General features: G+C 65.5%; 10 protein-coding genes. 5 read left to right on the top strand and 5 right to left on the bottom strand.

Translation table 11 applies throughout. The annotated features are described in order from the left end of the window. The first annotated feature begins 308 nt into the window (after positions 1-308). The 4 genes from LB528_RS16665 (at position 309) to LB528_RS16650 (ending at position 5,852) form a co-directional block, all read left to right on the top strand. Positions 309-935 carry a CDGSH iron-sulfur domain-containing protein gene (locus tag LB528_RS16665; protein WP_224715572.1) on the top strand — a complete coding sequence of 209 codons (627 nt, stop codon included), beginning with the start codon at positions 309-311 and terminating at the stop codon, positions 933-935. A gap of 53 nt (positions 936-988) precedes the next feature. Next, positions 989-1,291 carry a cupredoxin family copper-binding protein gene (locus LB528_RS16660; protein WP_224549834.1) on the top strand — a complete coding sequence of 101 codons (303 nt, stop codon included), beginning with the start codon at positions 989-991 and terminating at the stop codon, positions 1,289-1,291. Positions 1,292-1,410: 119 nt separating this feature from the next. Then, positions 1,411-3,429 (top strand): hydantoinase/oxoprolinase family protein, encoded by a 2,019-nt coding sequence (locus LB528_RS16655; protein ID WP_224715571.1) that lies wholly within the window; start codon positions 1,411-1,413, stop codon positions 3,427-3,429. Positions 3,430-3,677: 248 nt separating this feature from the next. After that, positions 3,678-5,852: a malate synthase G gene (locus LB528_RS16650; protein WP_224715570.1), complete on the top strand. Its 2,175-nt coding sequence runs from the start codon at positions 3,678-3,680 to the stop codon at positions 5,850-5,852. 141 nt (positions 5,853-5,993) lie between these two features. Here the strand turns inward: LB528_RS16650 and LB528_RS16645 are convergent, their stop codons facing one another. The 5 genes from LB528_RS16645 to LB528_RS16625 form a co-directional block, all read right to left on the bottom strand. Beyond that, a complete protein-coding gene (locus LB528_RS16645; RefSeq protein WP_224715569.1) occupies positions 5,994-7,523 on the bottom strand; it encodes a YifB family Mg chelatase-like AAA ATPase in 1,530 nt (509 codons plus the stop codon). Between the two features lie 131 nt (positions 7,524-7,654). Beyond that, on the bottom strand, positions 7,655-8,605 hold the full coding sequence (locus LB528_RS16640; protein ID WP_224715568.1) for a glycosyltransferase family 8 protein: 951 nt from the start codon (positions 8,603-8,605) through the stop codon (positions 7,655-7,657). Between the two features lie 196 nt (positions 8,606-8,801). Continuing rightward, positions 8,802-9,743 (bottom strand): glutathione synthase, encoded by a 942-nt coding sequence (gene gshB, locus LB528_RS16635; RefSeq protein WP_224715567.1) that lies wholly within the window; start codon positions 9,741-9,743, stop codon positions 8,802-8,804. Between the two features lie 80 nt (positions 9,744-9,823). Next, on the bottom strand, positions 9,824-10,198 hold the full coding sequence (locus tag LB528_RS16630; RefSeq protein ID WP_224715566.1) for a GtrA family protein: 375 nt from the start codon (positions 10,196-10,198) through the stop codon (positions 9,824-9,826). Next, complete coding sequence (locus LB528_RS16625; RefSeq protein ID WP_224715565.1) at positions 10,198-11,202, bottom strand: glycosyltransferase; 1,005 nt, start codon at positions 11,200-11,202, stop codon at positions 10,198-10,200. Before LB528_RS16625 ends, LB528_RS16630 begins: the two co-directional genes overlap by 1 nt. Positions 11,203-11,327: 125 nt before the next feature. Between LB528_RS16625 and LB528_RS16620 the strand changes: the two genes are divergently transcribed. Continuing rightward, entirely contained in the window at positions 11,328-13,127 is a 1,800-nt protein-coding gene (locus LB528_RS16620) for a GtrA family protein (protein WP_224715564.1), read from the top strand. The last annotated feature ends 61 nt before the right edge of the window (positions 13,128-13,188 follow it).

The raw sequence follows: 13,188 nt of genomic DNA, 5'->3' as shown, positions 1-13,188 counted from the left end.
TTGCGACATCGTTGGCGCGAGCCACCTCGAAAGCGCAAATTTCAAGCCATGCCAAAGCTATCTTAGCGCATATGCCCCTTGAGGGGGGAGATGTCGCCAAAGGCGACAGAGGGGGTCGCCGCGCGTCGAGCGCCAACGCCTGCGCGACGACAAATGACATCGGCGATCTATGTGAGACGACCCCCTCTGGCCGCTTTGCGGCCATCTCCCCCTCGAGGGGGGAGATTCGGCGTCTGTTCTCCCGGCCAGCTTGACGCCCCTCTCGCCCCCGCCCTAGCCTTGCCTCAACCCACCAGGAGGAGAGCCCTATGGCAGGCACGGTCGAAAGCGAAAAGATCGACGTTTCTTTCAGCGGCAAGCGCTGCATCCATTCGCGCAATTGCGTGCTCGGCAACCCGCATGTCTTCGTGCCCAACGCGCCGGGCGAGTGGATCCACCCTGACGCGGCAAGTGTCGAGCGGGTCGTGGCGCTGGCGGAAAACTGCCCGTCGGGCGCCATCACCTACACCCGCAAGGATGGCGGGCCGCAGGAGAGGCCGCCGGTGGTCAACACCGTGCGGTTGCGCGAGAACGGGCCGCTGGCGGTGCATGCCGAGATCGTGCTGGGCGAGGAAACCTTGTTCCGCGCCACGCTCTGCCGCTGCGGCCTGTCGCAGAACAAGCCGTTTTGCGACAACAGCCATATCAAGGCCGGCTTCACCGCCACCGGCGAGCCGCCGCTGAAGGAAGCGCAGGTGCTGGAGGCGCGGGACGGCCCGCTGACGGTCACCCCCACCGTCAACGGCCCGCTCAAGGTCGAAGGCAATGCCGAGATCGTCACCGGCACGGGGCATACAATCGCGCGGACCACAAAAGTTTTCCTCTGCCGCTGCGGGCATTCGGCCAACAAGCCGTTTTGTGACGGGAGCCATAAAAGAGTGGGCTTCGTGGCATGACAAATGCTGCGCCGGCGTTAGTTTAAGGTGGGGACTCTCAGGAGGACTCCACCATGCGCACCATACTCACCCTTGCCTTGCTTGCCTTCGCAATGCCTGCCTTCGCGGCAAACCACGCGGTGCAGATCAAGGATATGAAATTCCACCCGGCCAAGATCAGTGTCGCCGTCGGCGACACGGTGACCTTCACCAACGCCGATTCCAAGACGCACACCGCCACGGCGGATGACGGTTCCTTCGATACCGGCCAACTCGCCAAAGGCAAGCGCGCCAAGGTCAAGATATCGGCCGCCGGCGCGCATCCGTTCCATTGTGCAATCCACAGCTCGATGACGGGCACCGTCACGGCGAAATAGGCGCGGGTAATCTCCCCCCTCGAGGGGGAGATTACCTGGCCTACCTCTCCCGCCTTTATCCGCCGGCCGGTATCGGCTAAGGGCTTCGCAACAAGCCCTCGCCCCGGACTGCCTGCAAAATGACCGCCAAGCCCCACCCCCTCTTCCTCGGCATCGACACCGGCGGCACCTACACCGATGCGGTGCTGTGGTCGGAGGAAGGGCCCAAGGGCAAGGTGCTGGCCAAGGCGAAGTCGCTGACCACGCGCCACGACCTCGCCGTCGGCATTTCCGGCGCGGTCGACGCGGTGCTGGAAAAATCCAAGACCGATCCTGCCTCGATAAAACTGGTTTCGATGTCGACGACCTTGGCCACCAACGCGCTGGTCGAGGGTCAAGGCGGGCGCGTGGCGCTGGTGATGATCGGCTTTTCCGAGGCCGACCTTGCCCGCGATGGGTTGAAGACGGCGCTTGGCACCGACCCGGTGGTGTTCTGCCCCGGCGGCCATGACGTGCACGGCAATGCCGCCAAGCTCGACCTTTCCGGCCTCGAAGCCGCACTGTCGGAGCTTGGGCGTTCGGTGTCGGGCTTTGCCGTCTGCGCCTATTTCGCCACCCGCAACCCGGCGCATGAGCTAAGCGCCCGGAACTTAATTCGCGACATCACAGGCCTGCCGGTCACCGCCAGCCACGAGCTTTCGGCCAAGCTCGGCGGTCCGCGCCGGGCGCTTACTACTTTGCTCAACGCCCGGCTGATCTCGATGATCGACCGGCTGGTCGCGGCGACCGAAGGGTTTCTGGCTAAGCGCGGTATTGCCGCGCCGCTGATGGTGGTGCGCGGCGACGGCGCGCTGGTGTCGGCGGCGTTTGCCCGCCAGCGGCCGATCGAGACGATTCTGTCCGGCCCGGCCGCCAGCCTTGTCGGCGCGCGCCACATGACCGGGCTGGACGACGCCATGGTCTCGGATATTGGCGGCACCACCACCGATGTCGCCGTGCTCGATGGCGGCCGGCCGCGCCTCGATCCCGAAGGCGCTACCGTCGGCGGCTTCCGCACCATGGTCGAGGCCGTCGCCATGCGCACCTTTGGCCTCGGCGGCGATTCCGAAGTGACGCTGGAAGACGGCGCGCTCGACCCGAAAATCCTGCTTGGGCCGCGCCGCCTGGTGCCGCTGGCGCTGTCCGGCATGGTGCATGGCGAGGTGGTGACTGTCGAACTGGAAAGACAACTCCGCGCGCCGAACCCCGGCCGCATGGACGGGCGCTTCGCCCTGCGCACCGGCGTGCCGGACCGGCTCGCCGCCGGCCTCACCGGGCCGGAAGCGAAGCTCTACGAGGCGATCGGCGCCACGCCGCTGGCGCTCGACAGGCTGCTCGCTTCGAATGCGCAGAACGCCACGCTGAACCGGCTGGTCGCGCGCGGGCTGGTGCATATCTCAGGCTTCACGCCGTCCGACGCCGCCCATGTGCTCGGCAGGCAGGCCAATTGGGACGCCGCCACCGCCCGGCTCGGGGCCGAGTTGTTTGCCCGCCGCCGCGACGGCCGCGGCCAGACGATCGCGGCGACTCCGGAGGAGATTTCGCAGCGCGTGCTCGTCACGCTGACCCGCTGGTCGGCCGAATACATCCTCGAAACCGCCTTTGCCGAGGACGGGCTGGACGGCGCCGCCACGGTGGCGCATGCGCTGGTGCAGCGCGCCGTCGACGCGCATCCCGGCATCGCCCGCTTCACCGTTGCGCTCGACCGCCCGGTCATCGGCCTCGGCGCCTCGGCGCCGCTGCATTATGCCGGCCTGCCGCCGCTGATCGGCAATGGCTGCATCGTGCCGGAAGACACCGATGTCGCCAATGCGCTCGGCGCCGTCGTCGGCCAAGTGCGCGTCTCGGCCGAGGCCCGTGTCAGCCAGCCCAAGGAAGGCCTGTATAGGCTGGCCTCGGGCCAGACGGTGCGCGATTTCACCGAGGAGGCAAAGGCGATTGAAGCGGCCGAAGCCGATGTGCGCGCGATCGCGGCCAAACGCGCGCAAGACGCCGGCACCGACAGCGCCGAGATCGAAATCGCCACCGACTTCAAGGTCTCGACCATCGAGGGCCAGCGCATGTTCATCGAGGCGCATGTGGTGGCGGTGGCGTCGGGACGGCCGCGGATTGCGGTGTGAGCGTAATCTTCCCCCTTGAGGGGGAGATGTCGCCGAAGGCGACAGAGGGGGTCGCTTCGCGTGGAGCGCCAACATGTTGCGGTGCCGACAATCTACGTGAGACGACCCCCTCTGGCCTGCCGGCCATCTCCCCCTCAAGGGGGGAGATTCGCTCGCCGCCGAGGTCCGCTCTAAATCCTAAGCTGAATTGACCCCGCAACCCCAAACATGCCAAACGCCCGGCAAGCCACCTATCTGGAGACGTGCAGATGACCGACCGCATCGAGATCGCCGGGTTGCAGATTGCCCGGGAGCTCCATGACTTCGTCGCCGAGGAGGCCACGCCCGGCACCGGCATCGACCCGGAAAAATTCTGGACCGGCTTTTCGGCGATCGTCCACGACCTCGCGCCGAAGAACCGCGCGCTGCTCGCCAAGCGCGACGCCATGCAGGAAAAGCTCGACTTCTGGTATCGCGAAAATGGCGCGCCGATCGACATGGAGGCCTACAAGAATTTCCTCAAGGAGATCGGCTATCTGGTGCCGGAAGGGCCGGCCTTCAGCGTCAGCACGGAGCATGTCGACCCCGAGATCGCGGTCGTTGCCGGGCCGCAGCTCGTGGTGCCGGTGATGAATGCGCGCTATGCGCTCAACGCCGCCAATGCGCGCTGGGGCTCGCTCTATGATGCGCTCTACGGCACCGACGCCATTCCCGAGACCGGCGGCGCCGAGAAGGGCAAGGGTTTCAATCCGGCGCGCGGCGCCAAGGTGATCGCCTGGGCGAGGGATTTCCTCGACCAGTCGGTGCCGCTGACCACAGGCAAATGGGCCGGCGTCAATGGGCTCTCGGTGGCGAATGGCGCGCTTAAAGCGGGCGAAGGCGCTGGCGCCACCACGCTGGCCGACCCAAGGCAGTTCGTTGGCTATCGCGGCGATGCCGCCAATCCGGAAGCCGTGCTGTTTGTGAAGAATGGGTTGCATATCGAGATTACAATCGACCGCGCCAATCAGATCGGCAGGACCGATCCGGCCGGCATCGCCGACGTCCTCCTCGAAGCCGCGTTGACCACCATCCAGGACTGCGAGGATTCGGTCGCCGCCGTCGACGCTGAGGACAAGGTCGTCGTCTATCGCAACTGGCTCGGCCTGATGAAGGGCGACCTGGCGGAAGAGATCACCAAGGGCGGCAAGACTTTTGTCCGCAAGCTCAACCCGGACCGCACCTATAGCTCGCGCGGCGGCGGCGCGCTTACGCTGCCCGGCCGCTCGCTGATGCTGGTGCGCAATGTCGGCCACCTGATGACCAATCCGGCGATCCTGGATCGCGATGGCCACGAGGCGCCGGAAGGCATCATGGATGCGGCGATCACCGCGCTGATCGCCCTGCACGATGTCGGCCCGAACGGGCGGCGGATGAATTCCCGCGCGGGCTCGATGTATGTGGTGAAGCCCAAGATGCACGGGCCGGAAGAGGTCGCCTTCGCCGTCGAGATTTTCGACCGTGTCGAAGCGCTGCTCGGCATGGCGAAGAACACCATCAAAATGGGCATCATGGATGAGGAGCGGCGCACCACCGTCAACCTCAAGGAAGCGATCCGCGCGGCAAGAGAGCGCGTGGTGTTCATCAACACCGGCTTCCTCGACCGCACCGGCGACGAGATCCACACCTCGATGGAAGCCGGCCCGATGATCCGCAAGGGCGACATGAAGCAGGCCGCCTGGATTTCCGCCTATGAGGCATGGAACGTCGATACGGGGCTGGAATGCGGCCTCGCCGGCCACGCCCAGATCGGCAAGGGCATGTGGGCGATGCCCGACCTGATGGCGGCGATGCTGGTTGAGAAGATCGCCCACCCCAAGGCCGGCGCCAACACCGCCTGGGTGCCCTCGCCGACGGCCGCAACGCTGCACGCCACGCACTACCACAAGGTCGATGTGCACGCCGTGCAGGCGGCGCTGAAGAGCCGGCCGAAGGCGAAGCTTGACGACATCCTGTCGGTGCCGGTCGCGGTGCGCCCGAACTGGACACCGGACGAGATCCAGCGCGAGCTCGACAACAACGCGCAGGGCATCCTGGGTTACGTCGTGCGCTGGATCGACCAGGGCGTCGGCTGCTCGAAAGTGCCCGATATCAACGATGTCGGCCTGATGGAAGACCGCGCGACGCTGCGCATCTCCTCGCAGCACATCGCCAACTGGCTGCGCCACAAGGTGTGCTCGGAAATCCAGGTGAGGGATTCGCTGCAGCGTATGGCGGCGATCGTCGACCGCCAGAATGTCGGCGACCCGCTCTACCGGCCGATGGCGCCGGACTTCGACAATTCGATCGCCTTCCAGGCAGCCTGCGACCTGGTGTTCAAGGGGACGGTCCAGCCCAACGGCTATACGGAGCCGGTGCTGCATAAGCGGCGGCTGGAGCTGAAGGCACGCGAGCGGATGAGGTAGCACGCGCGCCCGTTTCGACCAACGTCACGGCTTGCGTGTTACGAAACCTGCGGCTTTGGTGATCGGCGAAATCACCGGCCAGAGCGTCCTTCTCCCCGTGAACGGCCCGTGAACGGGGAGAAGCGGCTAACAGCGCCCGCTTCACGCCGCCTGCGCCATGCGCTGCGCACTCATGCGATAGGAAATAGCTTCGGCGAGATGGATGCGGCCGACGGTTTCGCTGGCGTCGAGGTCGGCCAAGGTGCGGGCCACTTTGAGCACGCGGTGATAGGCGCGCGCCGAAAAGCCAAGCTTTTCGCTGGCGTCCTTGAGCAGCGTCAGGCCGGCCGTGTCGGGCTTGGCGATCTCCTCGATGATCGACGGCGGGCAGTGCGCGTTGGTGGTGGCGCCGGCGCCCAGCCTTTCCAGCCGCTCGCGCTGCATGGCCCGCGCACGCGCCACGCGCTGCGCCACCGCCGCGCTCGTCTCGGCCTTGTCCGGCCGGATCAAGTCGCTCGCCGAGACCGCCGGCACCTCGATCCTGAGGTCGATGCGGTCGAGCAGCGGGCCGGAAATGCGCGCCTGGTATTCGGTGCGGCAGCGGTCGCCGCGCAGGCAGCGATAGCCGGGCTCGCCCGACATGCCGCAACGGCACGGGTTCATCGCCGCCACCAGCTGGATGCGCGCCGGATAGGTGACGCGGTGGTTGGCGCGCGCGATCATGCAGTCGCCGGTTTCCAGCGGCTGGCGCAGCGCATCCAGCGTCTGCGGCGAAAATTCCGGCAACTCGTCGAGGAACAGCACGCCGTGATGGGCGAGCGAAGCCTCGCCCGGACGCGCGCGCAATCCGCCGCCGACCATCGCCGCCATCGAGGCGGAGTGATGCGGCGCGCGGAAAGGCCGCCGGTCGGTCAGCTTGCCTTCGCCGAGCTCGCCGGCGACGGAGGCGATCATCGAGACTTCCAGGAGCTCCTTGGGCGCCAGCGGCGGCAGGATCGAAGGCAGGCGCTGCGCCAGCATCGACTTGCCCGCGCCTGGCGGGCCGACCATCAGCAAATTGTGGCCGCCGGCCGCCGCCACTTCCAGCGTCCGCTTGGCGCTTTCCTGGCCCTTGATGTCGGCGAGGTCGGGCAGGTCGCGCGCGGCGAGCTGGATGCCGGCTTCGGGCCGCGACAGCACCTGCGTGCCGCGAAAATGGTTGGCGATCGCAATCAGGCTGCGCGGTGCAAGGATGTCGAAATCCTTGCCCGCCCAGGCCGCCTCCGGCCCGCAGGCGAAGGGACAGATCAGGCCCTTGCTCTCCGCATTGGCGCCGATCGCCGCCGGCAGCGCGCCGGCCACGCCCGCGATGGTGCCGTCGAGCGACAATTCGCCAAGAACGACATAACCGGCCAGCATATCGCCCGGAATGGCGCCAAGCGCCGCCATCAGGCCGAGCGCGATCGGCAGGTCGTAATGGCTGCCTTCCTTGGGAAGATCGGCCGGCGCGAGGTTCACCGTCACCTTCTTCGACGGCATCGACAGGCCGGAGGCATGAAGTGCCGCCTGCACGCGCTCGCGGCTTTCGGCCACCGCCTTGTCCGGCAGGCCGACGATCTGCATGCCGACCTTGCCCGGCCCGACCATCACCTGGACATCGACCGGCAAAGCCTCAATGCCCTGGAAAGCCACCGTGCGAACCCGCGCCACCATGTTTCTCGCGCCCCCGGATGCAGGTTCACGCGCGGCGCTGCGATCAGCCCGCGAGCGAAATCAGCCTAGACAACCACAGATTTGCGCGGCGCGCAAGAACATTACGGGAACGCACGCAACCGCGCTTCTCGTTACGGCGCAGCAGTCGAATGTTGCGGCGGCAACGGAACCTTCGAGAACATCCTACTCAGGCCTCGTAGATGCGGCTTGGTGAATCGACTGCGATAGTAGTGAGTTGCCAGGGCGGAGGACCAGTATTTTCTTCGCAGCCCGATAAGGCCAAGGATCATTTTCCGCCTACGGGCGGATTTCAAAATCAGTATCCCTTCCGGAATATCTAATCCCGACAGGATTCTGTAGAAATTGAAAACATCGGCGAAAGGCACGCGCCTGTAGCGCCAGGGCTTGGCGGACCCCGCATAATGGATCACCCTGGGAAGCCGCCGTTCGATTTCCACATACCGCTCTGAAAAGAAATTCCATTCCCTGCCCAGGAAAAGAACCCGTCCGCGCACCACTGTATTCAAGGCAGTCTGGTCGAGGTACCGCGACTTTGCGGTTTCCCGAACTTTTGCAAAGATCCTGTTCGCAATGCCTTCTCTGCGCCATGCAACGAGGTTCATCGTCAGAACGCCCGAATTGATATATTCATTCCGGGACATTTCGATCTCGTCGAGTTCCTCCTGCTCGACAAAGCCGTCAATCACGCCGGCTACCAAATTGTCGCCCAAGTCCGCCGACCAGAGACCGCCGAGATCGGATACCACCAGCGTATCCGCATCCATGTAGATGGCCTTGTCGCAATCAGGCAATATCTCGGGAATGAGTATTCGGGCATATGCCGCAGTCGTCAGCAGCTTGCCTCTTGTCGGCAGATCGGAAATCCGCTCGGCGTCTGCTTGGACGATCTGACAGTCAATTCCTTTTCGTTCACAAAAACGGCGAAGCTCTATCACGGTCGCGGGCTCTATTCCCGCGTCGATAACGACGAATTTCGCCTCTCGATTATGAATCCAAGCAGAAAAGATGAATAAAAAAAGTCCAGGCACAAAGTTATTGTCGCTTGCAGTGACAATTATCATGAAATTGCCGCTCCTGAAAAACGGAGATCTAGGCTCTGCCATAGTGGGTAGAGAGCGAGAGCGTTCACGATCATAGGCAGCACGTTGGCAGCTCGCCTCTCAAATAGCTCATAGCCCGGCGTGGGGTCACCCGTCATCTTCTTCGAGGGCATCGGCAGATCCGATGTATGGAGCGCCGCCTAAGCCGCGGAGAGAATTACCCTCGCTTCCCCTCCACGCAATCCCAAAACAAGCTCGCAATATCCGCGCCGCCGAAGCGCTGCACTTCGCGCACGCCGGTCGGCGAGGTCACATTGATCTCGGTCATGTAATCGCCGATCACGTCGATGCCGACCAAGATGAAGCCGCGTTCCCTGAGCGCCGGTCCGATGCGGGCGCAGATCTCGCGCTCGCGCTCGGTCAGCTCGGTCTTTTCGGCGCGGCCGCCGACATGCATGTTGGAGCGGGAATCGTGCTCGGCCGGCACACGGTTGATGGCGCCGACCGGCTCGCCGTCGATCAGGATGATGCGTTTGTCACCCTTGCGCACGTCCTTGAGATAGCGCTGCACGATATAGGGCTCGCGGAACAGCTGGCCGAACATTTCGAGCAGCGAGGCGAGGTTGCGGTCGGCCTCGTGCAGATGGAAAATGCCGGCGCCGCCATTGCCGTAGAGCGGCTTGACGATGATGTCGCCGAACTCCTTGCGGAAGGCGGCCACCTCCTGTGGGTCCTTGGTGATCAGCGTCTCCGGCATCAGGTCCGGGAATTCGGTGACGAAGATCTTCTCCGGGCTGTTGCGCACCCAGGCCGGGTCGTTGACCACCAGCGTCTTCGGATGGATGCGCTCCAGAATGTGCGTGGTGGTGATGTAGTTCATGTCGAAGGGCGGGTCCTGCCTGAGCAGCACGACGTCCATCTCGGAAAGATCGGTGCGCACCTTCTCGCCCAGCGAATAGTGATTGCCCTTCTCGTCGCGCACCTGCATCTCCTCGACGCGCGCGAACACCTTGCCGTCCCGCATCGACAGCCGGTCGGGCGTGTAGTGGAAGAGCTTGTGGCCGCGCCGCTGCGCCTCCAGCGACAGCGCGAAGCTCGTGTCGCCGGCAATCGACACGGTGGAGACATGGTCCATCTGGACGGCGATCTTCAGCGGCATTTTCGGTCTCCGGGGAACTCAGACGCCCGATATAAGGAAATCGGCGGCGCCTGCCAATCGTGCTCGCTCGGTGCAGAAGCTCAGCGGTCGAAGACCAGCCTGGAATAGCCGAGGAAGGACAGCGCCATGGCAACGATCGAGGCGGCGGCAAGCGCTACGAGCGGCGGCAGGGCCGGCAGCGCGAAGAGCAGGGCGCAGTAGACCAGGTAATTGACGATGCCGGTGGCGATGCCGACGCTGCCATAGCGGGCGCCTTCCTGCGCGATGCCCCGGCTCGATGGCGCGAAGGTGAGATGGCGGTTCACTTGCCAGGTGACGCAGAGCGCGAAGCCGATCGACAGCACGCGCGCTGAGAGCGCGCCGAGCGGCGTAGCGCTAAGCAGCAGCCAGAGCGCCGTCGCGTCGGCGACGAAGCCGATGCCGCCGGCAAGGGTGAAGCGGAAGAGGCGGCCCACTATGCCGCCCGCGAGGACTTGCCCGGCTCGCTCTTGGGCGAGGCCTGCGCCGGTATCCCGCGCTCGGCCCGGCCGGAGGAAATTGACAGGTAGAAGATGCGCTTCTGCTCGGCCCGGCCACGCGACACGGAATCGAGGATGAAACCGGTCATCATCGAGAGCATGGCCAGAAGCAGCATGCCGATCGACAGCACCCAGGTTGGCATGCGCGGCACCAGCCCCGTCTCGGCGAATTCGATCAGCACCGGGACCATCAGGCCGATGCTGGCCGCCAGGAAAAACAGCGCGAACGTGCCGAAGAAGCGCAGCGGCTGCGTCTCCTTCACCAGCATGGCGAACATCCACAGGATCCTGGCGCCGTCGCGGAAGGTCGACAGTTTCGACGACGAGCCCTCCGGGCGGCGGCCGTAATCGAGCGCCATCTCGCTCACCGGCAGCTTCAGCTGCGAGGCATGCACCGACATCTCGGTCTCGATCTCGAAGCCGCCGGATACGGCCGGGAAACTCTTGACGAAGCGGCGCGAAAACACCCGGTAGCCGGAGAAGATATCGGTGAAGTCGGTTCCGAACAGGCCCTTGTAGAGGCGGTTGAAGACGCGATTGCCGAAGGCGTGGCCGTTGCGGCCGGCATCGTCGGTCACGCCGCGCCTGGTGCCCACCACCATGTCGGAGCGCTCGGTCTGCAGAACGTTGATCAGCTGCGGCGCATCCTCCGGCGCGTAAGTGCCGTCGCCGTCGGCCATAACGTAGATGTCGGCGTCGATGTCGGCGAACATGCGCCGAACCACATTGCCCTTGCCCTGGCGCGGCTCGCGCACGACGGTGGCGCCGGCGGCGCGGGCTTTCAGCGCGGTAAGGTCCTTGGAATTGTTGTCGTAGACGTAGATCGCGGCCGAAGGCAGCGTCTCGCGGAAGCGCCGCACGACCTCGCCGATCGTCAGCTCCTCATTGTAGCAAGGCAGGAGCACGGCGACGACCGGCTCGTGGCGGACTGCATGCGGCATGTCTGTCTCCGGGCGCCCGATCCAGCCCCGGCCGTACTTATGCCGGCCCCGTCGGGCCGTTTTACTATTTATTGAAGCCGTTAAGGCTAGGTTTAAACCGATCCTCTCCTTCAAAGGCCACCGCAATGGGCACAGCCGAGAACGGCGCCGCCACCTGGAAATCCGATCTGGTGCTGGCCCTGCTGGTCGCCCTGCTCGCCTTCGCCATCAATGCGTGGGCCGGCTTCGGCCAGCTGACCGATGCGGGCGGCGACAACGACAATCTGCTGCGCCTCGTCGAGGTCCGCGACCTGCTGGCCGGCCAGGGCTGGTTCGACCTGCACCAGTACCGGATGGGGCTGGAAGGCGGCTTCGTCATGCATTGGTCGCGGCTGGTCGATGCGCCGATCGCCGCCATCGCGCTTGCCGCCTCGGCGCTCACCGGCAGCAGGCCGCTTGGCGAGGACGTGGCGCAGGTGCTGTGGCCGGCGCTGCTCTTTTGGTCGACCTTGTTCTTCACCGCCCGCGCTGCGCGCAGTTTCGGCGGCGGCGGCGCGGTGCTGCCCGCCATCCTGGTCGGCGCCGCCGGCTATTACTTCATCGGCATCTACGATCCCGGCGCGCTCGACCACCATAACGTCCAGCTGATGCTCACCATGGCGAGCCTCGCTTTGCTGCTCGAGGCGCCGGCGCAACGCTGGGCCGCGCTGCTGTCCGGCCTTTGCGCCGCGCTGACGCTCGCCATCGGCATGGAAACCGTGCCCTACGTCGCCACTATCGGCGTTTGCGTGGCGCTGCTGTTCGTCGCCGATCCGGCTGGCGAGCGGATGATCGCCCGGGATTTCGGCCTCGGCTTCGCCGGCGTCGCGGCGCTGGTCTTCGTCACGACGGTTTCGCCTTCCGCATGGGGCGTGGCTCAGTGCGACGCCTTCTCGGTCGTCCAGTTCCTCGTCGCGGCCATTGCCGGCGCGGGGCTGGCGGCAATCGTCTCCGTCGAGCCTGCCGCCCGCAGTTGGCGGCGCAGGCTGGGGTCGCTCGCCGCGCTGGGGGCCGTCCTCGGCGTAGTCGTCGCGGTGCTGTTCCCGCAATGCCTCTCCGCGCCCTATGGCTCCCTCGATCCGCGCCTCAAGGAACTGTGGCTCGACCATGTCGACGAAGCCCAGTCGCTGTTCACGCTCCTTGTCCGCGATCCGGCGCGCGTGGCGGCGCGTTACGCCACGCCGCTGGTCGCGATCATGCTGATGGCGCTGCATTTGCGCCGCGGCGGCTGGCGGCGGCAGGACAGCCTCGTCGCCGCATTGCTCGCCGTCGCTTTCGTGGTCGGCGTCTGGCAGGTGCGCGGCACCACTTTTTCGATCGCCTTCGCGGTCGTCCCGCTGTCAGCCTGGATCGCCAAATGGCGGGCGCGGGCCGAAACCAGCTCCTCGCTCGGCGTGGCGCTGCGCCTTGCGGCCGTCTGGCTGGTCTCGATGAACCCGGTCTGGACAGGCGTCGCCGCGGCCGCCTCGGTCGCGTTGGAAAAAGGCAAGTCCGTCGCCGACGGCGGCACCGCGGACAAGACTTGCGAGAGGAAGGCTACCTTCGCACCGCTCGGCGCCATGGCCGATACCACCGTGCTGACGATCTCCAATCTTGGAGCGCCGATCCTCGTCTATAGCGGCCATCGCGTCTTCGCCGGCCCGTATCACCGCAATGTCTCCGGCAATCTGCTGGCGCTGGACGCCTTTCTCGGCTCTGCCGATGACGCGCGCGCAATCGTCAAGGCGCATCGTGTCGGCCTCGTCGCCATCTGCCCCGGCAATATCGAGACCCTGATCCTCACCCGGAAAGCCCCGCAGGGCTTCCTTGCCGGCCTGCTGCGCAGCTCGGTGCCGGACTGGCTCGAGCCGGTCAGCGAGACCAAGGGCAGCCCGATCGAGCTCTATCGCGTAAAGCAAGCCGGCTAACGCAATGTCCCGAAAGTGCGAAACGGTCTTTGCATCGCAATTACTTGAATGGAAGCTGCAT

Origin of the sequence: Mesorhizobium sp. CA4, assembly GCF_020165075.1 — a bacterium.
Lineage (GTDB): Bacteria > Pseudomonadota > Alphaproteobacteria > Rhizobiales > Rhizobiaceae > Mesorhizobium.
This window is presented reverse-complemented; position numbering and strand designations above follow the sequence as displayed.

Bases quoted from the DNA above. Each gene is read 5' to 3' on its own strand.
- LB528_RS16655 (WP_224715571.1), top strand. From the start codon at position 1,411: ATGACCGCCAAGCCCCACCCCCTCTTCCTCGGCATCGACACCGGCGGC.
- gshB (WP_224715567.1), bottom strand. From the start codon at position 9,743: ATGCCGCTGAAGATCGCCGTCCAGATGGACCATGTCTCCACCGTGTCG.
- LB528_RS16665 (WP_224715572.1), top strand. From the start codon at position 309: ATGGCAGGCACGGTCGAAAGCGAAAAGATCGACGTTTCTTTCAGCGGC.
- LB528_RS16650 (WP_224715570.1), top strand. From the start codon at position 3,678: ATGACCGACCGCATCGAGATCGCCGGGTTGCAGATTGCCCGGGAGCTC.
- LB528_RS16660 (WP_224549834.1), top strand. From the start codon at position 989: ATGCGCACCATACTCACCCTTGCCTTGCTTGCCTTCGCAATGCCTGCC.
- LB528_RS16645 (WP_224715569.1), bottom strand. From the start codon at position 7,523: ATGGTGGCGCGGGTTCGCACGGTGGCTTTCCAGGGCATTGAGGCTTTG.
- LB528_RS16620 (WP_224715564.1), top strand. From the start codon at position 11,328: ATGGGCACAGCCGAGAACGGCGCCGCCACCTGGAAATCCGATCTGGTG.
- LB528_RS16640 (WP_224715568.1), bottom strand. From the start codon at position 8,605: ATGATAATTGTCACTGCAAGCGACAATAACTTTGTGCCTGGACTTTTT.
- LB528_RS16625 (WP_224715565.1), bottom strand. From the start codon at position 11,202: ATGCCGCATGCAGTCCGCCACGAGCCGGTCGTCGCCGTGCTCCTGCCT.